23 protein-coding genes are annotated in these 24394 nt (G+C 75.0%); 18 read left to right on the top strand and 5 right to left on the bottom strand.

All coding sequences use genetic code 11. The features are described from left to right. Positions 1 to 4: 4 nt before the first annotated feature. The 12 genes from glmM (at position 5) to tsaD (ending at position 11234) form a co-directional block, all read left to right on the top strand. Positions 5 to 1348, top strand: a complete 1344-nt coding sequence (gene glmM / locus ACWIX3_RS00945; protein WP_448610236.1) for a phosphoglucosamine mutase — start codon at positions 5 to 7, stop codon at positions 1346 to 1348. Positions 1349 to 1423: 75 nt separating this feature from the next. Then, positions 1424 to 3286: a glutamine--fructose-6-phosphate transaminase (isomerizing) gene (gene glmS / locus ACWIX3_RS00940; RefSeq protein WP_448610235.1), complete on the top strand. Its 1863-nt coding sequence runs from the start codon at positions 1424 to 1426 to the stop codon at positions 3284 to 3286. A gap of 156 nt (positions 3287 to 3442) precedes the next feature. After that, the gene (locus tag ACWIX3_RS00935) at positions 3443 to 3832 is read left to right on the top strand and encodes a holo-ACP synthase (RefSeq protein WP_448610234.1); all 390 of its coding nucleotides are present in this window, start codon (positions 3443 to 3445) and stop codon (positions 3830 to 3832) included. Beyond that, positions 3829 to 5286: an NAD(P)H-hydrate dehydratase gene (locus ACWIX3_RS00930; protein WP_448610233.1), complete on the top strand. Its 1458-nt coding sequence runs from the start codon at positions 3829 to 3831 to the stop codon at positions 5284 to 5286. Before ACWIX3_RS00935 ends, ACWIX3_RS00930 begins: the two co-directional genes overlap by 4 nt. Then, complete coding sequence (gene alr / locus ACWIX3_RS00925; RefSeq protein WP_448610232.1) at positions 5283 to 6419, top strand: alanine racemase; 1137 nt, start codon at positions 5283 to 5285, stop codon at positions 6417 to 6419. The genes ACWIX3_RS00930 and alr overlap by 4 nt, the downstream gene beginning before the upstream one ends. Before the next feature lie 71 nt (positions 6420 to 6490). After that, positions 6491 to 7627: an alpha/beta fold hydrolase gene (locus ACWIX3_RS00920; RefSeq protein ID WP_448610231.1), complete on the top strand. Its 1137-nt coding sequence runs from the start codon at positions 6491 to 6493 to the stop codon at positions 7625 to 7627. Beyond that, entirely contained in the window at positions 7624 to 8247 is a 624-nt protein-coding gene (locus ACWIX3_RS00915; protein ID WP_448610230.1) for a uracil-DNA glycosylase, read from the top strand. The genes ACWIX3_RS00920 and ACWIX3_RS00915 overlap by 4 nt, the downstream gene beginning before the upstream one ends. Then, positions 8244 to 8699 carry a tRNA (adenosine(37)-N6)-threonylcarbamoyltransferase complex ATPase subunit type 1 TsaE gene (gene tsaE, locus ACWIX3_RS00910; protein WP_448610229.1) on the top strand — a complete coding sequence of 152 codons (456 nt, stop codon included), beginning with the start codon at positions 8244 to 8246 and terminating at the stop codon, positions 8697 to 8699. The genes ACWIX3_RS00915 and tsaE overlap by 4 nt, the downstream gene beginning before the upstream one ends. Next, the gene (locus tag ACWIX3_RS00905) at positions 8696 to 9097 is read left to right on the top strand and encodes an NUDIX domain-containing protein (RefSeq protein WP_448610228.1); all 402 of its coding nucleotides are present in this window, start codon (positions 8696 to 8698) and stop codon (positions 9095 to 9097) included. Before tsaE ends, ACWIX3_RS00905 begins: the two co-directional genes overlap by 4 nt. A gap of 24 nt (positions 9098 to 9121) precedes the next feature. Beyond that, on the top strand, positions 9122 to 9760 hold the full coding sequence (gene tsaB, locus ACWIX3_RS00900) for a tRNA (adenosine(37)-N6)-threonylcarbamoyltransferase complex dimerization subunit type 1 TsaB (protein ID WP_448610227.1): 639 nt from the start codon (positions 9122 to 9124) through the stop codon (positions 9758 to 9760). Next, on the top strand, positions 9757 to 10203 hold the full coding sequence (gene rimI, locus ACWIX3_RS00895) for a ribosomal protein S18-alanine N-acetyltransferase (RefSeq protein ID WP_448610226.1): 447 nt from the start codon (positions 9757 to 9759) through the stop codon (positions 10201 to 10203). Before tsaB ends, rimI begins: the two co-directional genes overlap by 4 nt. Then, positions 10200 to 11234 carry a tRNA (adenosine(37)-N6)-threonylcarbamoyltransferase complex transferase subunit TsaD gene (gene tsaD, locus ACWIX3_RS00890; protein WP_448610225.1) on the top strand — a complete coding sequence of 345 codons (1035 nt, stop codon included), beginning with the start codon at positions 10200 to 10202 and terminating at the stop codon, positions 11232 to 11234. Before rimI ends, tsaD begins: the two co-directional genes overlap by 4 nt. 27 nt (positions 11235 to 11261) lie before the next feature. On the opposite strand, the gene ACWIX3_RS00885 is transcribed toward tsaD, so the two are convergent. Both ACWIX3_RS00885 and ACWIX3_RS00880 read right to left on the bottom strand, forming a co-directional pair. Next, positions 11262 to 11675, bottom strand: coding sequence for a DUF1761 domain-containing protein (locus tag ACWIX3_RS00885; protein ID WP_448610224.1), 414 nt, complete (start codon positions 11673 to 11675; stop codon positions 11262 to 11264). Between the two features lie 55 nt (positions 11676 to 11730). Continuing rightward, positions 11731 to 12996: a class I SAM-dependent methyltransferase gene (locus ACWIX3_RS00880; RefSeq protein ID WP_448610223.1), complete on the bottom strand. Its 1266-nt coding sequence runs from the start codon at positions 12994 to 12996 to the stop codon at positions 11731 to 11733. 415 nt (positions 12997 to 13411) lie between these two features. On the opposite strand from ACWIX3_RS00880, the gene ACWIX3_RS00875 reads away from it, so the two are divergent. The 5 genes from ACWIX3_RS00875 (at position 13412) to ACWIX3_RS00855 (ending at position 20965) form a co-directional block, all read left to right on the top strand. Then, positions 13412 to 15778 carry an S-layer homology domain-containing protein gene (locus tag ACWIX3_RS00875; protein ID WP_448610222.1) on the top strand — a complete coding sequence of 789 codons (2367 nt, stop codon included), beginning with the start codon at positions 13412 to 13414 and terminating at the stop codon, positions 15776 to 15778. Between the two features lie 147 nt (positions 15779 to 15925). Further along, a complete protein-coding gene (locus tag ACWIX3_RS00870) occupies positions 15926 to 18025 on the top strand; it encodes a S8 family serine peptidase (protein WP_448610221.1) in 2100 nt (699 codons plus the stop codon). Between the two features lie 249 nt (positions 18026 to 18274). Next, a complete protein-coding gene (groES, locus tag ACWIX3_RS00865; RefSeq protein WP_012950428.1) occupies positions 18275 to 18583 on the top strand; it encodes a co-chaperone GroES in 309 nt (102 codons plus the stop codon). 113 nt (positions 18584 to 18696) lie between these two features. Continuing rightward, positions 18697 to 20337 carry a chaperonin GroEL gene (groL, locus tag ACWIX3_RS00860; protein WP_448610220.1) on the top strand — a complete coding sequence of 547 codons (1641 nt, stop codon included), beginning with the start codon at positions 18697 to 18699 and terminating at the stop codon, positions 20335 to 20337. 163 nt (positions 20338 to 20500) lie between these two features. Continuing rightward, positions 20501 to 20965 carry a hypothetical protein gene (locus ACWIX3_RS00855; RefSeq protein ID WP_448610219.1) on the top strand — a complete coding sequence of 155 codons (465 nt, stop codon included), beginning with the start codon at positions 20501 to 20503 and terminating at the stop codon, positions 20963 to 20965. Positions 20966 to 21074: 109 nt separating this feature from the next. Here ACWIX3_RS00855 and ACWIX3_RS00850 read toward each other — a convergent pair whose 3' ends face one another. Next, complete coding sequence (locus tag ACWIX3_RS00850) at positions 21075 to 21374, bottom strand: WhiB family transcriptional regulator (RefSeq protein ID WP_091156592.1); 300 nt, start codon at positions 21372 to 21374, stop codon at positions 21075 to 21077. A gap of 342 nt (positions 21375 to 21716) precedes the next feature. Between ACWIX3_RS00850 and ACWIX3_RS00845 the strand changes: the two genes are divergently transcribed. Further along, positions 21717 to 22478 carry a LuxR C-terminal-related transcriptional regulator gene (locus tag ACWIX3_RS00845; RefSeq protein ID WP_448610218.1) on the top strand — a complete coding sequence of 254 codons (762 nt, stop codon included), beginning with the start codon at positions 21717 to 21719 and terminating at the stop codon, positions 22476 to 22478. Positions 22479 to 22566: 88 nt separating this feature from the next. Here ACWIX3_RS00845 and ACWIX3_RS00840 read toward each other — a convergent pair whose 3' ends face one another. Together ACWIX3_RS00840 and ACWIX3_RS00835 are read right to left on the bottom strand one after the other, a co-directional pair. Beyond that, positions 22567 to 23469, bottom strand: coding sequence for a hypothetical protein (locus ACWIX3_RS00840; protein WP_448610217.1), 903 nt, complete (start codon positions 23467 to 23469; stop codon positions 22567 to 22569). 427 nt (positions 23470 to 23896) lie between these two features. Continuing rightward, entirely contained in the window at positions 23897 to 24301 is a 405-nt protein-coding gene (locus ACWIX3_RS00835) for a DUF5319 family protein (protein ID WP_448610216.1), read from the bottom strand. Positions 24302 to 24394: the final 93 nt, after the last annotated feature.

Below are 24394 nucleotides of genomic sequence, written 5' to 3'. Positions count from 1 at the left end.
GCCAGTGGGTCGCCTCTTCGGGACCGACGGCGTCCGGGGTCGGGCCAACGCCGACCTCACGCCGGAGTTGGCCCTCTCGGTGGCACGTGCTGCCGCCGGTGTGCTCGCCGACCGCGACGGGACCCAGCGTCCCGTCGCGGTCGTCGGCCGCGACCCCCGCGCCAGCGGGGAGATGCTCGAGGCCGCCGTCGTGGCGGGCCTCGCCAGCGCCGGTGCGCAGGTGCTGCGGGCCGGGGTGCTGCCCACCCCGGCGATCGCGCACCTCACCGCGCACACCGGTGCGGACCTCGGCGTGATGATCTCCGCCAGCCACAACCCGATGCCCGACAACGGCATCAAGCTGTTCAGCCGCGGGGGCCACAAGCTGCCCGACGCGGTCGAGGCCGCCATCGAGCAGGCCGTGACCGCCGCCGAGACCGACGGCCCGCGCCCCACCGGCGCCGGGATCGGCCGGGTCTCCGACCTCACCGACGCCGGCGCGGTCTACGTGGAGCACCTGCTCTCGACCGTCGAGCGGCCGCTGTCGGGCCTCACCCTCGTCGTCGACTGCGCCCACGGGGCAGCCGCGGTGTGCGCACCCGAGGTCTACCGGCGGGCCGGAGCCACCGTGCACGTGATCGGCGGCGATCCCGACGGCTGGAACATCAACGACGGCATCGGCTCCACCCACCTCGGCCCGCTGACCGAGGCCGTGCGCGCGCACGGGGCCGACCTGGGCATCGCGCACGACGGCGACGCCGACCGCTGCCTGGCCGTCACCGCCGAGGGCGACGTCGTCGACGGCGACGCGATCCTCGCCGTCTGCGCGCTGGGGCTGCACGAGCACGGCCGCCTGACCGGCGACACCGTCGTCGCCACGGTCATGAGCAACCTGGGCTTCCACCACACCATGCGCGACGCCGGCATCGCCGTGCACACCACCGCCGTCGGCGACCGGTACGTGCTCGAGGCGCTGCGGGCGCAGGGGCTGAGCCTGGGCGGCGAGCAGAGCGGCCACCTGGTGTTCCTGGACCACGCCACGACCGGCGACGGCCTGCTCACCGGCCTGTCGCTGCTGTCCCGGATGGCCGAGACCGGCTCGTCGCTGGCGGAGCTGGCCTCGGTGGTGCAGCGGCTGCCGCAGACCCTGGTCAACGTGCCGGTGCGCGACCGGCTCGCGGTCGTGGAGAGCGACGAGGTCGCCGCCGCGGTCAACCGGTGCGAGGCCGAGCTGGGGGACGACGGTCGGGTGCTGCTGCGCCCCTCGGGCACCGAGCAGCTCGTCCGCGTGATGGTCGAGGCGCCCACCCAGGAGCGCGCCGACGCGATCGCCCGGCGCCTCGCCGACATCGTCGCGGCAGTCGACTGACGCTCCCGTCACATCCGTCGCGTTCCACTCTCGGGAGGGACGGGTCCGGCCGGTCACACCGGTAGCCTCGACGGAATGTGCGGCATCGTGGGATACGTCGGCCCGCAGAGCGCCCTGGACGTCGTCCTGGAGGGCCTGCGCCGGCTGGAGTACCGGGGGTACGACTCGGCGGGCGTCGCCGTCCTCGCTGACGGCGGGCAGGCGACGGCGAAGAAGGCCGGGAAGCTGGCGAACCTGGAGAAGGTCCTCGCCGACCGGCCGCTGCCCGAGTCGACGACCGGCATCGGGCACACCCGCTGGGCGACCCACGGCGGGCCGACCGACCGCAACGCACACCCGCACCTGTCCGCGGACGGCAAGGTCGCGGTCATCCACAACGGGATCATCGAGAACTTCGCCTCGCTGCGCGCCGAGTGCGAGGCGGCCGGCGTCGAGTTCGGCTCCGAGACCGACACCGAGGTCGCCGCGCACCTGCTGGCGTCGGCCTACGCCGAGACGCCGGAGGGCCCCGGCCGCCTGGCCGAGGCGATGCGCGCGATCAGCCGCCGGCTCGAGGGGGCCTTCACCCTGGTCGCGTCGCACGCCGACGAGCCCGACACCCTCGTCGCCTCCCGCCGCAACAGCCCGCTGGTCGTCGGCGTCGGCGACGGCGAGTACTTCCTCGGCTCCGACGTCGCCGCGTTCATCGCGCACACCCGCGAGGCCCGCGAGCTCGGCCAGGACCAGGTCGTGGAGATCGACCGGCACCGCGGGCTGACCGTCACCGACTTCGAGGGCACCGTCGTCGAGCCGACCGCCTACACCGTCGACTGGGACGCCGCGGCCGCCGAGAAGGGCGGTCACGACTGGTTCATGCTCAAGGAGATCGCCGAGCAGCCGCAGGCGGTCGCCGACACCCTGCTCGGCCGGCTCGGCGACGACGGGCGGCTGGTGCTCGACGAGGTCCGCCTGCCCGACCAGGACCTGCGCGACATCGACAAGGTCTTCGTCGTCTCCTGCGGGACCTCGTACCACGCCGGCCTGATCGCGAAGTACGCCATCGAGCACTGGACCCGCATCCCGGTCGAGGTCGAGGTGGCCAGCGAGTTCCGCTACCGCGACCCCGTTCTCGACCGGTCCACGCTGGTCGTCGTCATCAGCCAGTCCGGCGAGACGATGGACACCCTCATGGCGCTGCGGCACGCCAGGGACCAGAAGGCCCGCACGCTGGCCATCTGCAACGTCAACGGCTCGACCATCCCGCGGGAGTCCGACGCCGTCCTCTACACCCACGCCGGCCCGGAGATCGCGGTCGCGTCGACCAAGAGCTTCCTGGCGCAGATCGTCGCCTGCTACCTGGTGGGCCTCTTCCTGGCCCAGATCCGCGGCATCAAGTACACCGACGAGGTCGCCGCGATCGTGGAGGACATCCGCGGCCTGCCGCAGGCCGTCGAGCAGGTGCTGTCCCAGATGGAGCCGGTGCGTGCGCTGGGCCGCACGCTGGCCGACGCCGACACCATCCTGTTCCTCGGCCGGCACGTGGGCTTCCCGGTGGCCCTGGAGGGTGCGCTCAAGCTCAAGGAGCTGGCCTACATCCACGCCGAGGGCTTCGCCGCCGGTGAGCTCAAGCACGGGCCGATCGCCCTGATCGACCAGGGGACGCCGGTCGTGGTCGTCGTCCCGTCGCCGCGCTCGCGGGAGTCGGTGCACGGCAAGGTCGTGTCGAACATCCAGGAGGTGCGGGCCCGCGGGGCGCGCACCATCGTGATCGCCGAGGAGGGGGACGACGACGTCCTGCCCTACGCCGACCACGTCATCCGGGTGCCCCGCACCCCGACGCTGCTGGCGCCGATCGTGACGACGGTGCCGCTGCAGGTGCTCGCCTGCGAGATCGCCGACTGCCGCGGCTACGACGTCGACCAGCCGCGCAACCTGGCCAAGAGCGTCACCGTCGAGTGAGTCCCCGCGACGATCAGCTCAGCTGATCGTCGCGGGTCCGGGCTCACCACCGGTCGTGAGCCCGGACCCGCGACACCGAGCCCGGACGGTGCGAGCCGCTCGTCGAGCACCTCTCGCCGGACGGCGCCGGAGACGACGGCACGGCAGACTGACCCGGTGATCATCGGGGTCGGGATCGACGTGGTGCCGGTCGACCGCTTCGCCGAGTCCCTGACCCGCACCCCGGGTCTGCGCGACCGGCTGTTCACCGCCGAGGAGCAGCGCACGCCCAGCGGCGGCGCGCGGACCGGTGAGTCGCTGGCCGCCCGGTTCGCCGCCAAGGAGGCCGTGGCCAAGGCCCTCGGCGCTCCCGGCGACCTGCGCTGGCACGACACCGAGGTGACCGTCGGCGACCACGGGCGGCCGCACCTGACGGTCCGCGGGACGGTGGCCGGCCGCGCGGCCCAGCTCGGTGTCACCTCCTGGCACGTCTCGCTGAGCCACGACGGCGGCATCGCCTCGGCGGTGGTCGTCGCCGAGGGCGTGCCGCGGGAGGAGACCCCGTGATCGGGCTGTACAGCGCCGCGCAGGTGCGTGCGGCCGAGGAGCCGCTGCTGGCCGCCACGCCCGAGGGCACGTTGATGCAGCGGGCCGCCACCGGCCTGGCCACCGTCTGCCTGGGGCTGCTCGGCCGCGCGCACGGCGCCCGCGTCACCGCCCTCGTCGGCGCGGGCAACAACGGCGGGGACGCCCTCTTCGCCGGCGCGCACCTGGCCCGTCGTGGCGCCCGGGTGACCGTCGTCCTGCTCGACCCGGAGCGGGCGCACGCCGCCGGCCTGGCCGCGCTGCGCGCCGCGGGCGGGTGGGTCACCGGCCCCGACGGGCCGACCGGGCTCGAGCGCGCCGACCTCGTGCTGGACGGGATCGTCGGCATCGGCGGCCGCGGGGGCCTGCGCCCACCGGCCGCCGCGCTGGTCGAGCGGGCCGCCACCGGGCCGGGGCTGATGGTCGCCGTCGACGTCCCCAGCGGGGTGGACGCCGACACCGGCGCGGTCCCCGGGGCGGCGTTCCCGGCGCAGCACACGGTCACCTTCGGCGCGCTGAAGACCGGCCTGGTCGTGGGGGAGGGCCGTGGGTACGCGGGCAGGGTCCACCTGGTCGACATCGGGCTCGACCTGCCGGCGGCCGGGGTGCACCAGTTCACCGACGCCGACGTCGCCGCCCGCAGCCGCCCACCGCACGCCGGCGACGACAAGTACACGCAGGGGGTGGTCGGCATCGTCGCCGGGTCCTCGACCTACCCCGGTGCGGCGGTGCTCTGCACGGGGGCGGCGCTGCGCGCCCGCCCGGGCCTGGTCCGGTACGCGGGGACGGCGGCCGCCGGCGTGCGGGCCGCCTGGCCCGAGGCGATCGTCACAGAGGACCGGCCCTCCGACGCCGGGCGGGTGCAGGCGTGGGTCGTCGGTCCCGGGATGGGCACCGACGAGGACGCCCGCAGCGTGCTGACCGAGGTGCTGACCACCGACCTGCCGGTGCTGGTGGACGCCGACGCGCTGACGATGGCCGCGCAGGACCCGGACCTCGTGCGACGCCGGTCGGCGCCCACCGTCCTCACGCCGCACGACCGCGAGTACGCCCGGTTCGGCGGCGAGGTGGGCGAGGACCGGGTCGGCGCGGCCCGCCGGCTGGCCGCCGACCTGGGCGCCGTCGTCCTGCTCAAGGGCGAGGCCACCGTCGTGGCCGCAGCGGAGGGGAGCGCCTACGTCAACGCCACGGGTACACCGTGGCTGGCCACGGCCGGCACCGGCGACGTGCTCTCGGGGCTCATCGGCGCGCTGCTGGCCACCGGGCTGCCGGCCGTGGAGGCCGCGGCGACGGGGGCGCACGTGCACGGGCGCGCCGGGCAGCTGGCCGCGGAGGAGGGGCCGCTGATCGCCGGCGACCTGGTCCGCCGGCTGCCGGCGACGCTGGCCCGCCTGCGCCGGGCGCCCGCGGAGCGGCTGGGAGACTCGGGCGCGTGAGTGACAGATCCCGGGCCGAGGTGGTCGTCGACCTCGACGCCATCGCCGCCAACACGGCCACGCTGCGCGAGCACGTCGGCCGGCCGCTGATGGCGGTGGTGAAGGCCGACGGCTACGGCCACGGCCTGGTCCCGGCGGCGCGGGCGGCGCTGGCCGGGGGAGCCGACGCGCTGGGTGTGGCGGTGCTGGAGGAGGCGCTGGCGCTGCGGGCGGCCGGAGTCGCCGCGCCGCTGCTCGCGTGGCTGCACGCCCCGGGCACCGACTACGCCGCCGCGCTCCCCGCCGACGTCGAGGTGTCGGTCAACGCCGAGTGGGCCCTCGCCGAGGTGGTCGCCGCCGCCCGCGCGACCGGCCGCACCGCCCGTGTCCACCTGTTCGCCGACACCGGACTGTCCCGCGAGGGCGCCACCGAGGCCGAGTGGCCCGGCCTGGTCGCCGCGGCCGCGCGGGCCCAGGCCGACGGGGAGGTGACCGTGGTGGGCCTGTGGAGTCACATGGCCTACGCCGACGCCCCGACCCACCCGACGATCGGCGCGCAGGTACGGGTGTTCGAGGAGGCCGTGGCGGTCGCCCGGGCGGCGGGGCTGACCGATGCCCGGCTGCACCTGGCCAACTCCGCGGCGACGGTGGCGCTCCCGGGCACCTGGTACGACATGGTCCGTCCGGGCATCGCGGTCTACGGCCTGGACCCGCTCGGTGGGGACCCGGCCGTCCACGGGCTGCGCCCGGCGATGACGGTGCGGGCCCGCGCCGCGCTGACCAAGCGGGTGCCCGCCGGCGTCGGCGTCTCCTACGGCCACACCTACTTCCCGGAGACCGAGACGACGCTGCTGCTCGTGCCGGTCGGCTACGCCGACGGGATCCCGCGCGCGGCGGGCAACCGGGCGCCGGTCCTGGCCGCCGGGGGGCACCGGACGATCGCCGGACGGGTGTGCATGGACCAGTTCGTCCTGGACGTCGGAGACGCCGAGGCGCGGGCCGGCGACGAGGTCGTGCTCTGGGGGCCGGGGGACCGCGGCGAGCCGACGGCGCAGGACTGGGCCGACGCGGTCGACACCATCCACTACGAGCTCGTCACCCGCATCGGCGGCCGCTTCACCCGCCGCTACGTGGGCTCGGCGGGGGCGGTCTGATGTCGGCGCGGCGGCACCCGAGGCCACGCCCGCGGACGGGCGGGCACCCGGCGCGCCACAAGGCCGGTCTGGTGGGCGCCGTCCTCGGCCTGGCCGCGGCCGGCACCGCCGTCGGCGTCGCCGTCAGCCGGGCCGCCGCCCGGCGGATCGGCGCCGAGCGGCTGGGGTCGGCGGCGGGGCTGCCGGCGGGCGCCTCGGACGCCGAACTGCGCGAGGACGACCCGCTCGGTTCGGCATCCCGGCGTGCCGACCGCACCGCGCTGGTCGCCGCCGACGACGGTGTGCTGCTGGCGGTGGAGGAGGTCGGGCCGACCGACGCCCCGCTCACCGTGGTCTTCGTGCACGGCTACTGCCTGTCGATGGCGTCGTGGACCTTCCAGCGGCGGGCCCTGGGCGCCGAGCTGGCCACCGCCAACGGCTCCCGTCCGAAGGCGCGGCTGGTGTTCTACGACCAGCGCGGCCACGGCGCCTCCGGCCGCGGGCCGGCCGAGCACTCGACGATGGAGCGGCTCGGCCGCGACCTGGAGGCGGTGCTGCGGGCGCGGGTGCCGTCCGGGCCGGTGGTGCTGGTCGGCCACTCCATGGGCGGCATGACGGTCATGTCCCTGGCCGAGCTGCGACCGGCGCTGTTCGGGACGAGGGTCGTCGGCGCCGCCCTGATGAGCACCTCCAGCGGCAACCTCGCCGAGCTCGACTTCGGCATGCCGGAGTTCCTCACCCGGGTGCGCGCGGCGCTCCTGCCGGTCGCGGCGTTCACCATGCGCCGCCGTCCGGGCCTCGCCGAGCGGACCCGCCGGCTGGCCGCCGACCTCATCTCGCACGTGACCTGGTCGCTGTCGTTCGCCTCGACCGACGTCGACCCGGCACTGGGCCGCTACGTGGACTCGATGATCGCCGGCACGCCGGTCGAGGTGATCGCGGAGTTCTACCCGGCGCTGGCGGGCCTGGACGGGAGCGCGTCGCTGGAGCCGCTGCGCGCCGTCCCGACGCTGGTGCTCACCGGGGACCAGGACACGTTGATCCCGCCCGGGCACAGCGACATGATCGTGCAGCTGCTCGGCGGGACGGACGCGCCGGACGTCGAGTACGTCGTCGTCGCCGACGCCGGGCACATGGTGCCGCTGGAGAAGCCCGACGAGGTGACCGCGGCGCTGTCGGCGCTGCTGCGCCGGGTGAGCACCGACCTGTCCACAGGGGTGGACCGGTGACCCGGCCGCCCCGGTTCGACGCCGCCGCCGAGGAGGTCGCGCGCGTCGCCGCGGCCGCGCCCGACTGGGGCGCGCTGGCCGCCGCCGCCCGCCCCTGCGTGGCCTGTCCCGAGCTGGCCGCCACCCGGCAGCAGGTGGTGGTGGGCGACGTCCCGGCCGGCGGGCGCCCGCGCTTCGCGCTGGTCGGGGAGGCGCCGGGTGCCACCGAGGACGAGACCGGCCGGCCCTTCGTCGGGAAGAGCGGAGCACTGCTCGACCAGTTGCTCGCCGAGGCCGGGCTCGACCGCGCACAGGCCGCCGTCCTCAACGTGGTGAAGTGCCGCCCGCCGGGCAACCGGACGCCGAAGAGCTCCGAGGTGGCCCGCTGCAGCGGCTGGCTGCGCCGCCAGCTGGAGCTGCTGGACCCGCCGGTCGTCGTCGCCCTGGGCCTGTCGTCGGCCAAGTGGTTCCTCGGCCCGCGCACCGTGCTGGCCGAGGCGCGCGGCCGGGCGCACGACGTCGACGGCCGGGCGGTCTGGGCCACCTACCACCCGTCGGCGGCGATCCGGTTCGGTCCGAAGGGGGCGCCGCGGGCCGGGCTGCTGGCCGACCTCACCGCGGTCGCGGGGGCCCTGGCGTGAGGCGTGAGCACCTGCTGCCGACGCCGGCGGACACCCGGGCGCTCGGCGCCGCGCTGGCCGGGCTGGTGCGCGCCGGCGACCTCGTCGTGCTGGTCGGCCCCCTCGGCGCAGGCAAGACCGCACTGACCCAGGGCCTCGGCGAGGCGCTCGGGGTCCGCGAGCCGGTCACCTCGCCGACGTTCGTCATCTCCCGCGTGCACCGCGGCGGCCGGCTGCCGCTGGTGCACGTCGACGCGTACCGCCTCGGTGGGGTCGCCGACGTCGACGACCTCGACCTCGACGCGTCCACCGACGAGTCGGTGACCGTCGTCGAGTGGGGTCAGGGACTGGTCGAGCAGCTGGTCGACGAGCACCTCGAGGTGCGGCTGGACCGCCGCGACGACGACGTCCGGACGGCGGTGCTCGTGCCGCACGGTCCCGGCTGGGAGCAGCGCCTCGACGGCGCCGCGTGACGCGCGGTCGGCACCACGTCGTCGCCGGCGTGCTGGTCCGCGGGACCGAGGTGCTCCTCGGCCACCGGTCCCCGGACCGGCGCTGGTACCCCGATGTGTGGGACCTCCCCGGAGGCCACGTCGAGCCGGGGGAGGACGAGCCGGCCGCGCTGGCCAGGGAGCTGCGCGAGGAGGTCGGCGTCGTCCCCCGGGACCCGGTGCCGGTGAGCCGCCTCGAGGACGCGGAGGTGTGCCTGTCCCTCTGGGTGGTCCGGGCCTGGGACGGCGAACCGCGCAACCTGCAGCCGCACGAGCACGACGAGCTGCGGTGGGTGCCGGCGGCCGAGCTGGACCTCCTGCGGCTGGCCCACCCGGCCTACGTCGACGTGCTGCAGCGGGCGGTGGCGGGAGCCGGCTGAGTCGCCGGACTAACCTGGGCGGTCGTGCTCGTCCTCGCCCTCGACACCGCCACGCCGACGCTGGTCGCCGGCCTCGCCCGGTGGTCGCCGGACGGCGCGACCGACGTGCTCGCCGAGCGGGCGGTGCCGTCGGGCAACCGGCACGCCGAACTGCTCACCGTCGCCGTGACCGACGTGCTGCGCGACGCCGGGCTGGCACTGGCCGACGTCGAGGCCGTGGTGACCGGGCTGGGCCCGGGACCCTTCACCGGACTGCGCGTCGGGGTGGTCACGGCCGCCGCCATCGGCGACGCCCGCGGGCTGCCCGTGCTCGGCGTCTGCTCGCTGGACGCCGTCGGCTCCGGTGCCCGCACGGTGGTCACCGACGCCCGGCGCAAGGAGGTCTACTGGGCCGCCTACGACGTCGACGGGGAACGCACCGACGGTCCCGGCGTGGTCCGCCCCGAGGAGCTGGCCGTCACCGGACCGGTCGTCGGCGACCCCCGCTTCGCCGAGCGGCTCGGCGTCGAGGTCGTCCCGGCCGAGGTGACGACGGCTGGGCTGGTCCGGGCTGCCGCGCCGCAGCTGGCCGACCCGTCGCGCGCCGCCCCGCTCGTGCCGCTGTACCTGCGCCGCCCGGACGCCGTCCCGCCGACGTCGTTCAAGCCGGTGACCACGTCGTGAGCGCGCGGTTGCGGCCGATGCGGCCGGCCGACCTGGACGCCGTCCTCGAGCTCGAGGAACAGCTGTTCGCCCCGGACACCTGGACCCGGGCGATGTACCGCGACGAGCTGGCCCGCACCGACACCCGCTCCTACCTGGTGGCCGAGGACGGCGACCGGGTCGTCGGCTACGCCGGGCTCATCGCCTACGACGACGAGGCCCACGTGGCCACCATCGGGGTCGCCGAGGACCGGCAGGGCGAGGGGATCGGCGCCCAGCTGCTCGACGCGCTGCTGGCCGAGGCCGACCGGCGCAGCCCCGTGGTGCTGCTCGAGGTGCGCGCGGACAACGAGGTGGCGCAGGGCCTGTACCGGCGGCGCGGGTTCACCGAGATCGGCCGGCGGCCGCGCTACTACCAGCCGAGCGGCACGGACGCCGTCGTGATGAAGCGGGAGAGACTGTGAGCGAGCCGTTGGTGCTCGGGTTCGAGACCTCGTGCGACGAGACCGGCGTGGGCCTGGTCCGCGGGCGGACACTGCTCTCCGACGCCCTGGCCACCTCGATGGCCGAACACGAGCGCTTCGGCGGGGTGGTGCCCGAGATCGCCTCGCGGGCGCACCTGGAGGCCATGGTGCCGACCGTGCACCGCGCGCTGGCCGAGGCCGGGGTGAGCGCCGCCGACGTCGACGCGGTCGCGGTCACGGCCGGGCCGGGGCTGACCGGCGCGCTGCTGGTCGGGCTGGCCGCGGCCAAGGCCTACGCCCTCGCCCTGGACAAGCCGCTGTACGGCGTCAACCACCTGGCCGCGCACGTCGCCGTCGACGAGCTCCAGCACGGGAAGCTCGCCGAGCCGTCGCTGGCGCTGCTGGTCTCCGGCGGGCACAGCTCGCTGCTGCTGGTGCCCGACCTCGCCCGGGAGGTGCAGTCGCTGGGCCGCACCATCGACGACGCGGCGGGGGAGGCCTTCGACAAGGTGGCCCGGGTGCTCGGCCTGCCGTTCCCCGGCGGCCCACCCGTCGACAGGGCGGCGCGCGAGGGCGACCCGACGGCGATCGGGTTCCCGCGCGGGCTCACCGGCCCCCACGACGCGCCCTACGACTTCTCGTTCTCCGGCCTGAAGACCGCCGTCGCCCGGTGGGTCGAGGCGCGGCAGCGGGCCGGCGAGCCGGTGCCGGTGGCCGACGTCGCGGCGTCGTTCCAGGAGGCGGTCGCCGACGTGCTCACCGCCAAGGCAGTGCGCGCCTGCCGCGACCACGGCGTCGACCACCTCGTGCTCGGCGGCGGCGTGGCGGCCAACTCGCGGCTGCGCGCGCTGGCCGAGGAGCGCTGCGCGGAGGCCGGGATCGTGCTGCGGGTGCCCAGCCCGCGGTTGTGCACCGACAACGGCGCGATGGTCGCGGCCCTGGGCTCGCGGCTGGTCGAGGCCGGGGTGGCGCCGTCCGCCCCCGACGTCGGCGCCGACAGCTCCCTGCCGATCGACGTCGTCACCCGCTGAGCGGCGCCTCCGCACGTGCGAGGCGGGTCATCGCCGCAGCGGCCCGCGGCCGACCGTGACGGAGATCAGCAGGAGCTTGACCAGCCAGTCGCCGGCGTGGATCGCGGCCTGTTGCCAGGGCACCTCCTCGTGCACCACCGAGCCGGTGAGCAGGACGACCGGGAACGCTCCCCAGAGGCCCAGCCCCAGGCGTGCTGCGCTGCCCGGCTTCCGGGACCCGGTGGAGCCGGAGAGGACGGCCACGGCCGTGGCCACCGCCGCGCTGCGTGCGAGCTCCACCGGCAGCACCCAGGCCGCGGGTGGTCGGCCGTCGGCGTAGGCCTCGTCCAGCTCCGCGAGCCGGTCGCCCCAGGCCGTGTACCAGGCGGCGCTGGTCAGCACGGATCCGCCGGCCGCGAGGGCGATCCTCCGCAGGTCGACGTGCGTGCCTCGTCCGGCCATGCGTCCTCCTCGGATCCGGGTCCTCGGACGTGCTGACCCGGGCGGGCGTGCGGACTCATCGGTCGGACAGGTCGCACACCAGCGCGGTGGGGGCGCCGGCGACCCGGGTGACGACGACGACCGCCGCCCTCGCGCCCTCGCCGCGCAGCCGGTGGGCCAGGGTCTCCGGTTCGACCGCCGAGCCGCGCTTCTTGACCACCACCCGGCCGACGCCGCGCGTCCGCAGCAGCGCCCTGAGCTTCTTGAGGTTGAACGGCAGCACCTCGTCGACCCGGTACGAGGACACCCAGGGGGAGTCGGCCGGCGCGTCCGAGGTCAGGTAGGCGATCGTCGGGTCGACCAGCGTGGCGCCGAGGTCGGCCGCGACCAGCGACACCAGGCCCGAGCGGATGACCGCCGGGTCCGGTTCGTGCAGCCAGCCGCGCACCGGTCCGGACGGTGCGGGCCCGGGGTCGGTGTCGGCGGTCAGCTCCAGCACGGTGTCCCCGCGGACCAGCGCCGCCCGCCGCCAGACCTCCGACACCGCCCGGCCCCAGAGCAGCGCCTCCACGATCGAGCCGCCGGCCGACACCCACTCCGCCTCGACGCCGGCCGGCACCCGCTCGTGGTCCAGGCCCGGCGCCACCTTGACCACCGCGCGGGGCACCCGCTCCAGCAGCGTCTCCACCGTCGACCAGGGCGGCGACCAGCGGTCGGGGTCCAGCTGCCGTCGCCCGCCAGCCCGCCGTGCGGGGTCCAGGACGGCGGCACCGCAGCCGGCCACCTCGCCGCCGCGCGCGGCGGCGACGAGCTCGACGGCGTCCCCGGCGACCACCCAGACCCGGTCGGCCACCCCGAGCGCCTCGGCGTTGGCGGCGGTCAGCTCGCGCGCCAGCGGGTCGAGGTCGACGGCGAGCACGCTGGCCCCGGCCCGAGCGAGCGCGACCGTGTCGGTGCCCGAGGCGCAGCCGAGGTCGGCGGCCGAGTCGGCGTCGTCGGAGAGCAGGCGCCGTGCCCGCCGGGCGGCCAGGGCGGGGCGGCCGGCCTGCTCGAGGGTGTCGGCGGTGAGGAACAGGACGTCGGCGTCGGCGCCGAACACCGGCCGCGCCCGCGCACGCAGCCGCGCCAGCTCCCAGGCCGGGCCGGCGTGCTCCGCGCCGACCTCCGTCCGCAGCCGCCCGAGCCCGGTCAGCGGGTCGACGCCCTCGGCCACCAGCGCGGCCGCGCGACCCACGGCGGCCTGCCCCTCCGGCGTCTGCAGCCACCTGAGCCGGATGAGCGTCTCGGTGGCTCGCTCGCGTGAACCCGGGGTGGAGGCGGGGCCGTCGCTGGTGGGGCGCACCGCCCCATCTTGACGGTCGTCGCTCGTCCCCCCTGTCGGCGTGCTGTCGCACGTGGTCGACGTCGCTGTGTCCCCTGGGGTCCGATGGGCGCGTGGGGCGGCGGTCTCGCCCGGAGCCGAGTCGTTCCTTGCCCTCGGGCGGGCCGGTTGGCACATTGCCGCTGCTGCGGCCCTGCGGGGGGAGGCGGCGTCATTCGGCCGTCATCTCCGGGGGTACGCCTTGCGGTCTCGTCTGTCTCCAGCCCTTCGTCTCCCTCTCGTCCTGCTCATGGCGGTCCTCGTCCTCCTGGGGCTGCTGGCCCCGGCGCAGGCAGCTCCCGGTGACAAGCCGGCTGAACCGGAACCCGCTCGACCCGCTCCGACGGAGACCGAGGCGCCGACTCCGGTCGCGGCAGCGGGCACCGTCGGAGCGGTCGTGAACGTCGCAGTGCTGCCCTCGCAGCAGGTCGCGGCCGGCGCGCTGGTCACGTTGAGCGCGACGGTCGTCCAGGACCCGGACGAGGCCTCCGCGGGAGTGCCGCCCGTCCCGACCGGCCAGGTCACCTTCACCCTCGACGGCACGACCCTGGTCACCGAGACCCTCGATGCTGCTGGCGAGTCGTTCACCACGGTGCCGGAGGACTCGCCGCTGCTCAGGGCAGGTGACCACGTGGTGAGGGTCTCCTACACCGGGGACGGCGTCTTCGCCGCGTCGGAGGCCTCCCTGACGCTGGCCGCCTACTTCCCGGACTACCCGCCGACCGCCCGTGACGGCTCCGCGACGCCGTTCTTCGGGGACATCTCCTGGCTCGTCGGGCAGGGCATCACCACGGGCTACGCGGATGGCACCTTCGGGTCGGTCCGCAACGTCTCCCGGCAGGCCATGGCAGCGTTCCTCTTCCGCGCAGCCAACCCGGGTCAGACAGCCCCGCCGTGTGCGCGCGCTCCTTTCCGGGACGTGCCCGCCTCGGCGCCGTTCTGTGCCGAGATCACCTGGCTCGCGGCGCAGGGCATCACGGCCGGGTACGCGGACGGGGGCTTCCACCCGGCCGCTCCGGTCAGTCGCCAGGCGATGGCTGCGTTCCTCCACCGCTTCTCCGGCGAGGAACGGGCCGGAGGGTGTACCGGCAGCCCCTTCAACGACGTGCCGACCGGTCACCAGTTCTGCCCCGAGGTCACCTGGCTGGCGACCACCGGCGTGACCACGGGCTACGCCGACGGCGGGTTCCACCCGGCGGCGCCGGTGACGCGGCAGGCCATGGCCGCCTTCCTCCACCGCCTCATCGGTGACACCGTCGGTGCGCCCGCGGAGGGCACGGTCGTCGTCAGCGACGAGGTCGCGGTACCCGTCAGCGGGGACCCGAACGGTGCCCAGACCGCCGTGCTCCCGGCGGGTGCGGAGGTCCCGGCCGTCGGCGGGAGCCTGGTGGTGCCGCCGTCGGACCAGGCGCCGGACGGCTTGCTGGGCCGGGTGACGGCCGTAGCGCCCAACGGGGACGGGACGGCCACGGTGACGACCGCCCCAGCAACGCTGGACGAGGTCTACGACGAGCTGGTCATCGTCTCCGAGGTCGACCTGCAGGATCCGGAGGTCATCGACCCGAACAGCGGCCAACAGGCCGACGGGCCCGGCCCCGCCGCCAGCCGGAACGGCTCCTTCGCAGCCGACCTCGGGAAGTTCACGTGCTCCGGGTCGGCCCAGGCGGCCGTCGACGTGGGCTTCGACATGAGCGACTTCCGCGTGCGGACGAGGCTGGACCTGGCCGCGCTGGAGGTGAGCCTGACCACGACCTGGACCCCGAAGCTGGCGGCGTCACTGGAGCTCTCCGGTGCCGTGACCTGCGAGTTGAAGGCTGATGCGTTCCGCCGCCTGCAGTTCCCGGTCAGCGTCTCACCGCCGATCACCATGAGTTTCGTTCCCGTCCTCACCATCTCGGCCGAGGGAGGAGTGCAGCTGAGCGCGAGCCTCGGAGTGGAGCTGAGCGCCGGTTTCGTGGCCAGTCCGGACGGCGTCGACCGCACCGCCAGTGCCTCCCCGGTGGCCGAGGCCGACTTCACGGTCGCAGCGTCCGGGAGTGCGTTCGCGGGTATCGACACCACCATCGCCCTCGCCGGCCGGGCCGGGGTGAGCGGTCTCCTCGGTCCGCGCCTGACTCTGGGCTACACCAGCGAGACGGGCTGCCTGAGCCTCGACGCCTCGCTCGAGGGCGATCTGCGGCTGACGCTCGACGTCTGGTTCAGGGCCTACGAGCTGATGCTCGTCGAGGGGACGCTGGCATCGAAGTCGGACATCTTCAAGCGGTGCACCGGGGACGACCGTGACGGTGACGGTCACCCGGACGGCACGGACTGCGACCCGGACGACCCGGACGTCAACCCGGGTGGGACCGAGGTCCCGAACGACGGCGTCGACCAGGACTGCGACGGTGCCGACCTGGAGGTCCGCAGCGGGACGATCCAGGTCGCCCTCCGCTGGGACAACGACAACGACCAGGACCTGCACGTCTGGGAGCCGAACGGTTCGCACATCTGGTACTCGTCCCGCGGGCCGACGAGCACGGGTGGGTACCTCGACCGTGACGACAACGTGGGGACGTGCGGGGTCGACGGGACCCCGGGCGGTGTGGAGAACGTCGTCTGGCCGGCCGGGTCCCGACCGGCCCGGGGGACGTACACGGTCGAGGTCCGCGAGTTCAGGAGCTGTGGCACCCCTGCGGCGTGGACCGCGGAGGTCTTCCTCGGCGGTCAGCTGATCGACCGCCAGTCCGGGATGGGGGGCGGCAGCCTCGACTTCAGCTACTGAGCACCGGGACACCCGGCCGGCTCGGACGAGCACGGCACGGGTGTCCTCCGGCCACGACGGCAACCGCAGCGGTCGACACGGGGACTGATGGATCGGGAACGGCGGAGTGGGCGCTCCTGGGCGCGGGGCGCCCGGGAGACCGGTCGAGTGGGACGGGGCATCGTCCGCTCCGCCGTCCCCCTCGTCGTCGTGGCGACCCTCGTCACGGCTCTGCCCGCCCATGCCGGGCCCGACGGATCGCCGGGGAGCGGCGGCGGGGTGCTGCCGTCGGCGGCACCGTCCCCGGCCTCGGGTGGCCAGGCCACCGCCGTCCCGCAGGCCACGCACGAGGAAGACGCAGCCACGACGGTCTCCGCGATCGTCATCCGCGACGGGGACGCCGAGGTCATCACCCGCGAGGTGGGTGAGGCCGGGGTCGCGTCGGTCACTGCTGACCTCCGCGCGGAGCCAGGAGTCGTCAACGTCTCGGTCGACACACCGGTCACCATGGCTGCGGCGGCCGATCCCCACCGGTCGCAGCAGTGGGCGCTCGACGACCTCGCGGTCGACGGTCTCCCCGCCGACGTCCCCGACGGCTCCGGCATCGTCGTCGCCGTCGTGGACACCGGCGTGCTCGCCTCCCACGAGGACCTCGACGGGCGGGTCCGATGCGATCTGGGCGCGGACTTCGCGTCGGACGCCGCCTCGGTCGATCCGGCTGGCAACGGCTGCGTCGACCCGAACGGCCACGGCACGCACGTGACCGGGGAGGTCTCCGCGACCGCCGGGAACGGCGTGGGCATCGCGGGCGTCAGCGCGGTCCAGATCATGCCGGTCCGGGTCCTCGGGGCCGACGGCGGCGGCACGTCGGGCACGGTGTCCAGTGGGATCGTCCACGCGGTGGACAACGGGGCGGACGTCGTCAACCTGAGCCTCACCGGTCCGTACAACACCGCGTACGACGCCGCCGTCCGCTACGCCGACGAGCACGGGGTCGTCGTGGTGGCCGCCGCCGGCAACAACCGGCAGACGGGCAACCAGGTCAACTACCCGGCCGCCTCCCCGGGGGTCATCTCGGTGGCGGCCTCCGATGACGACAGGACGGCCGCTCCCTTCAGCTACAGCGGACCCACGAACACCGTCACAGCCCCCGGCGTGTCCATCCTCTCCACGGACAGCCGGCGCGGATACCTCGCACGCAGCGGCACCTCCATGGCGGCGCCGCTCGTGACCGGTGTGGTCGCGCGCTACCTCCCGCAGCACCCTGGCGTCACACCCGCTGCGGTCAAGGCCGCCGTCGAGACCACCGCGCTCGACATCGGCGCTCCCGGCCGTGACGACGACACCGGCCACGGACTCCTGGGGGTCCACGCGCTGCTCACCGGGACACCCGCACCCGGTGCCACGGCGCTCCCCGGTGCCCCGACCATCGGTGTCCCCCTCGCGGCCGACGGGTCCGTCGTCGTGCAGTGGCGAGCGCCCCCGGACGACGGCAGCTCGCCGATCACCGGTTACACCGTCGAGGTGTTCGCGGGGGAGACGGTGGGCCGGACCGCCACCGCAGCCGCCGATTCCCGCACAGCCACGGTCTCGGGGCTGGTCAACGGGACGTCCTACCGGTTCCGGGTACGCGCGGAGACCGCGGTCGGGAGCGGCCCTCCGTCCGCGTTCAGTGCGTGGGTGACACCCACGCCGCTGGGCTCCTTGACGGACGTCACGGAGGGCCGGCCGTTCGCCGCGGACATCGCCTGGCTGGTCGAGATGCGCATCGCGACCGGATACGCCGACGGCACCTTCCGCCCCGGCGTGCCGGTGTCGCGGCAGGCCATGGCGGCCTTCCTGTACCGGTATGCCGGATCCCCGGCGTTCACACCGCCGGTGACACCGACGTTCGCCGACGTGCCCGCGGCAGCTCCGTTCCACCTGGAGGTCGAGTGGCTGGCCGCCGAGGGCATCGCCACCGGCACCCTCCGGCCCGACGGGACCAGGTCGTTCGGCGGGAGCGACCCGGTGTCCCGCCAGGCGATGGCCGCGTTCCTCCACCGGTTCTCCGGCGCGGACCGGGCCACGCGCTGCACCGGCGGTCCCTTCGCCGACGTGCCGGCCGGCCACCGGTTCTGCACCGAGATCGCGTGGCTGGCGACCACCGGCGTGACCACGGGCTACGCCGACGGCGGGTTCCACCCGGCGGCGCCGGTGACGCGGCAGGCCATGGCCGCCTTCCTGCACCGCCTGCACACCACCGGGACGGTTCCCCGGGACGGCTGACCCTGGACTCCGGCCGTCCTCCCGGGGGCGCAGCAGGTGGTGCCGGACGAGCGCTCCCCGAGGGGCGCGTGGCGCAGGGGGGCGCTGCCGACCGCGGGGACCCGGTTGAGTGGCTGGCACTCTCGTAGGTAGAGTGCCAATCGACACGGGCACGGGCGCCTGACCCCCGCGACGGCAGGCTCCGGCACCGTGCCACAGCATCAGAGCAGTACCCACCAGCCGTCCGATCCCGAAGGGGGCGTCACCGACGTGACGACCGCTACCAAGGTCAACATCAAGCCGCTGGAGGACCGCGTCGTGGTCCAGGCCAACGAGGCCGAGACCACCACCGCCTCCGGTCTGGTCATCCCGGACACCGCCAAGGAGAAGCCGCAGGAGGGCACGGTCGTGGCCGTGGGCCCCGGTCGCGTCGACGACAACGGCAACCGCGTCCCGCTCGACGTCAACGTCGGCGACGTGGTCATCTACTCGAAGTACGGCGGCACCGAGGTGAAGTACGCCGGCGAGGAGTACCTGGTGCTCTCCGCCCGCGACCTGCTCGCCGTCGTGGAGAAGTGACCTCGCTCCACCTCTGAGCCGCGAGCTCGACACCGACCGCCCCGGCGACCCGTACACCGGGTCCCGGGGCGGTCGCCGTCCCACCCCAGGACTCCTGCGATCGGAAGGGCCCCATGGCCAAGATCATCAAGTTCAACGAGGACGCCCGCCGCGCGCTCGAGCGCGGTGTGGACAAGCTCGCCGACGCGGTCAAGGTGACCCTCGGCCCGCGCGGGCGCAACGTCGTCCTCGACAAGAAGTTCGGCGCCCCCACCATCACCAACGACGGCGTCACGATCGCTCGCGAGGTCGAGCTCGACGACCCGTACGAGAACCTCGGCGCCCAGCTGGCCAAGAACGTCGCCACCAAGACCAACGACGTCGCCGGTGACGGCACCACCACCGCCACCGTGCTGGCCCAGGCCCTGGTGCACGAGGGCATGCGCAACGTCGCCGCGGGCGCCAGCCCGACGGCCCTGGGCGCCGGCATGCGCGCCGCCGCCGACGCGGTGGCCAAGGCCCTCGACGAGGTCGCCATCCCGGTCTCCGACCAGCAGGCCATCGCCGGCGTCGCGACCGTCTCGGCGCAGGACGCCGAGGTCGGCGAGCTCATCGGCCAGGCCATGGAGAAGGTCGGCAAGGACGGCGTCATCACCGTCGAGGAGAGCAACACCCTCTCCACCGAGCTCGACGTCACCGAGGGCGTGCAGTTCGACAAGGGCTACCTCTCGCCCTACTTCGTCACCGACCAGGAGGCCATGGAGGCCGTCCTCGAGGACGCCCTCGTGCTGCTGGTCAGCGGCAAGATCAGCGCGCTGGCCGACCTGCTCCCGCTGCTGGAGAAGGTGCTCTCCACCGGCGGCCGCCCGCTGCTCATCGTCGCCGAGGACGTCGAGGGCGAGGCCCTGTCCACCCTCGTCGTGAACTCGATCCGCAGGACGATCAAGGTCGTCGCGGTGAAGTCGCCGTACTTCGGTGACCGCCGCAAGGCGTTCATGACCGACCTCGCCGTCGTCACCGGCGGGCAGGTCGTCAGCGAGGACGTCGGCCTCAAGCTCGACCAGGTCGGCCTCGAGGTCCTCGGCACCGCGCGCCGGGTCACCGTGACGAAGGACGACACCACGATCGTCGACGGCGGTGGCACCGGTGAGGCCATCGGCGACCGGGTCGCGCAGATCCGCCGCGAGATCGAGGCGACCGACTCCGACTGGGACCGCGAGAAGCTGCAGGAGCGGCTGGCCAAGCTCGCCGGCGGCATCGGCGTCATCCGCGTCGGTGCGGCCACCGAGGTCGAGCTCAAGGAGCGCAAGCACCGCATCGAGGACGCCATCGCCGCCACCCGCGCCGCGGTGGAGGAGGGCGTCGTCCCCGGTGGTGGCTCGGCGCTGGTCCACGCGGCCGCGGCGATCGACTCCCTCGACCTCTCCGGTGACGAGCTGACCGGCGCCCGCGTGGTCCGACGGGCCCTGGACGCCCCGCTCGTCCGGATCGCCGGCAACGCCGGGTTCGAGGGGCAGGTCGTGGTGGCCAAGGTCCGCGAGGCCGGTGCCGGTCAGGGCTTCAACGCCGCGACCGGCGAGTACGGCGACCTGGCAGCCCAGGGCGTCATCGACCCGGTCAAGGTCACCAAGGCCGCGCTGGGCAACGCCGTCTCGATCGCCGCGATGGTGCTGACCACCGACTCCGCCATCGTCGAGGCGCCGGAGGAGGAGGAGCCGGCCGGGGCCGGGCACCACACCCACGGCCACTCGCACGGCCACGGGCACAGCCACTGAGCTGACGCCCGAGCTCTGCGCGGAGGGCCCGGTCCGGATCGTCCGGACCGGGCCCTCCGTCGTGTGCGCTCAGCGAGGGGTGGGCGCCGGGGTGGTCCTCGACCACCATGGCGGGATGCTCGCCGACGCGTTGCACGCACCTGGTCCGGCGGATCGCGCGGCCATGGACGACTTCGGGCGGCTCGTCGGGACCTGGCGGCTGCACTGGAGCGGCCTGGCCCCCGACGGCACCTGGCACCGCGCGACCGGGGAGCTGCACGTGGGCTGGGTCCTCGACGGGCGCGCCGTCCAGGACGTGTGGATCGTGCCCGGCCGGGGGGAGCCCGGTGCCGGGGTACCGCCACTGGCCTTCCACGGGACGACGGTGCGCTTCCTGCACCCGGACGGCGACCGGTGGCTGTCGACCTGGATGGAGCCGGTCAACGGCCGGGTCCGGCGCTTCACCGGACGCGCGCACGGTGCCGATGTGGAGCTGCTCAGCGACGACGAGGAGCCGTGGCTGCGGTGGCGCTTCACCGACGTCCGCGCGGACTCCTTCACCTGGTCGGCCGAGACCTCCCGGGACCGCGGCGGCACGTGGGTGCACGACGAGCTGATGCGGGCCGAGCGCCTGGCACAGCCCGACTGACGCGAAGAGGGCCGGTCCAGCAGCTGCTGGACCGGCCCTCGTGATGTCCGTGGGTGCCCCCTGCAGGGTCCCGCCGCGAGCCTGCGAGCGGTGGGGGCAGGGTGGCCCTTCAGACCCCCGCGGCGACGGCGGCGGGCTCCGCGGCGATCAGCCGGGCCCGCTCCTCCTCGCTCATGCCGCCCCAGACCCCGTAGGGCTCGCGGACCGACAGCGCGTGCTTCAGGCAGGACTCGACGACCGGGCAGCGGGCGCAGACCGCCTTGGCGGCCGCCTGACGGCGGGCCCGGGCCGGGCCGCGCTCGCCGTCCGGGTGGAAGAAGAGAGCCGTGCTCTCCCCGCGGCAGGCGCCGTGCAGCTGCCAGTCCCAGACCTCGGCGACGGGGGTGGGCAGGCGGCGGATGTCGGCCATTCGTCCTCCTCGGCTCGTGCGAGCCGGAGGGGGCGGTCCGGCTGCATGGGGGCCGGTGCCCGAGGCCTCCGCGGGTCAAACCCACGGCGACCCTGCATTTTGTCCGCTCCGCTCTCCCCCCGCTGGGTGAGAGCGGGTGTTGCCTCCTTCCGGAGTCGATCAAGGTGGCTGCAGGCCGTGCCGAACACCGCCGCGGGGACACCCGTCGGCGGTGCCGGTTCCGGCCGGAGCGACGACGACAGGTCCCCGGACGGGGCTGTACGTCCGAGCGACACCCGACCGGGGGACCCGGGCGGTGGGACCCGGTCCAGCGACGTGTGGGCCGGCGAGCGAGGAGCAGGCGTGATCGACGACAGGATGCGCGGGCCCGGCCACGGCACGACGTGCGTGTGGGTCTACGACGAGCGCCGACGGGTCCGTGACGACATCGCGGGTCGCCTGGTGGCACTGCCGTTCGTGGGACGGGTGGAGGTCGTCGGCGAGGCCGGCGCCCTGATGGCCCGGCTGGCCACCCGCCAGCCCGACGTCCTGCTCATCGGCACCCAGCGCGCCGTGGACTCCGGGCTGACCGTCGCCACCCAGGCGCTGCGGGCCCACCCGCGGCTGCCGGTGCTGGTCCTCGGCGCCCCCGACGACGGCGAGACCGTCCGGGCGGCGGTCGCGGCCGGTGCCCGCGGGTACCTGCGCTGGGACGCGACCGCACTGGAGATGGGCCTGGGCCTGTCGCGGGTCGGCCTGCGGGTCGACGGCCGTGGTCCCGCGCCGTCCCTCCCGCCGCAGCCCGTGCCGCTGGCCTCGGTCGGCGCGCACGCGGGCCACCCCAACGGGACGCCGACCTGGAACGGCGCCAGCCCGCTCGCCGGCGCCGCGCCCACCACGGTGCGCTCCACCGTCCGCGAGCCCGCGCCGGTGGCCCTGTCGATGCGCGAGATGCAGGTGCTCACCGGCATGAGCCAGGGCAAGAGCAACGCCCAGATCGGCCGCGAGCTGTACCTGTCCGAGGACACCATCAAGACCCACGCCCGGCGGCTGTTCCGCAAGCTGGGCGCCAAGGACCGCGCCGAGGCGGTGGCCACCGGCTTCCGCCGCGGCATGATGTCCTGACCTGCTGAGCCGGGCTGCCCCCGGCCGGGAACGCACGAGCGGGGACCGGCGCGTACGCCGGTCCCCGCTGTGTCGTTCTAGGAGCAGATCAGACCGTGGCCGCGCACAGCGCCGTGCCGGTGGCGTCCGCGCCCGGGTCGGCGCTGAAGGTGAGCACCCAGTCGGTGGGCAGGGTGCCGGCGTCGCTGCCGACCAGCAGTGCACCCTCCGCGAGGCCGCTGTAGCCCGCCCCGATCGCCGTCTCACCCTCCGCGCAGCTGACGGTCAGGGTGCGTGCAGTGCTGTTGACGGCCGGCGAGGTCGCCGGCCTGCGCTGCACCGTCACGGACTTCCCGGCGTCGCCCTTCTCGCCCTGGATGCCCTGGGCGCCGGTCTCGCCCTTCTCGCCCTGGATGCCCTGGGCGCCGGTCTCGCCCTTCTCGCCCTGGATGCCCTGGGCGCCGGTCTCGCCCTTCTCGCCCTGGATGCCCTGGGCGCCGGTCTCGCCCTTCTCGCCCTGCAGCGGGACCGACTCGCCGTACACCGTGCCGTCGAAGACGGCGACGCTGACGTTGTCGGTGGTGAGGTCGAGGTAGAAGTCGCCGGCCTCCGCCGCGTCCACGACGTCCTGGCTGGCCGGACCGATGCCCCACGCGATGTTCGTGCCGTCAAGGCCGGCCAGGCCGGGAGCGCCCTGGGGACCCTGCGGACCCGCGGGACCCCGCGCGCCCGTCGGACCCTGCGGGCCGGTCCTTCCAGAGGCACCCGTGGTGCCGGCCTTGCCCGGCGCACCCTGGACGCCGGTCTGGTTCCAGGTGACCAGGTGCTGGCCGCGAGCACACTTGGTGGTCTTCGAGGGGACCTGGTACATGGCCCCGCCCTTGTCGGCGACGCAGGCCTTGATGACGGACGGGGCCGCGGGTGCGGCGAGCGCCGTCGCGGCGAAGGTCACGGAGCCGGCCGTCAGGACGACTCCCGACACGCCGGCGATGAGCAGCTTGCGCTTCTGCACGATGGGTTCCTCACTCGGCGCTGAGCGCCGCAGTTCCGAGTCTGACGCCCAGTGATCACCGGGCGACAGCACGTTATGGGTGAGGAACGGCACAACCCTCGCTTCGTCGAGATGTCCACGTGTCCCCCCGGCGGGATGTCGATCTTCGCCGTGGCGCCCCGACCGGACCTGTGTGTTTGCTGGGAGGTTGCCTTCTGCGGCTGTCGCGGCCGCGGTGTCCAGCTGTGGCGCGGTCGGGCGATCCCCACCCGGCGGGTGGCGCGTCGGCGGACGCACCCCGCACGCTCCTGCTCCCGGCGTGGGATCAGGCGCTCCGTGTGGTCATCGGTTCGCGGAGTAGCCCGGGAGGCCTTCCTGGCCGAGGAGGCGGTCCGACCCGGGCCGAGGACCGCACGTGGCCGCGGCGCGGCCCAGGGGACCCCGGTTCTCAGTCGTCGCGGGCGTGCTTCCCGGCACGGCCACCGTCGCTGCCGGGCTCCTCGCGCTCGGCCATCGCGGCGATCCCGTCGGCGTAGCCGCTGGCGTAGTCCCAGCTGACGTAGTCGTCGGGGTCGGGATCGAACGGCGGCTCGTGGCGGCCGGTCTGCCCCTCCTCGAGCAGCTGGCGGAGGTTGGCCTGCATCAGGGCCCAGTCGACGTGGTGCTCCTCGTCGCAGTCCGGGCAGTCGACGACGATGCCCTTGATGCCGGTCGGCTCCAGCAGCGTCCGGAACACCTCCAGCTCGGCGAGGTCGTCCAGGACACCGGCCCGCTCCTCCATGGTCAGCGGCGGCGGACCCGGCTGGTCGGCGGACCCGAAGTCGGGCCCGGAGGCGTCGTCCCAAGAACTCACGGGTGCCACGGTAGTGGCCGGACGGACATCACACAGAGCCCCGCGGGCCGCCGCCTACGATCGGGTGCGGCTCCCCGCGCGCCCAGGAGGGTG

The sequence above is a fragment of the Geodermatophilus sp. URMC 60 genome, assembly GCF_053502585.1.
This window is presented reverse-complemented; position numbering and strand designations above follow the sequence as displayed.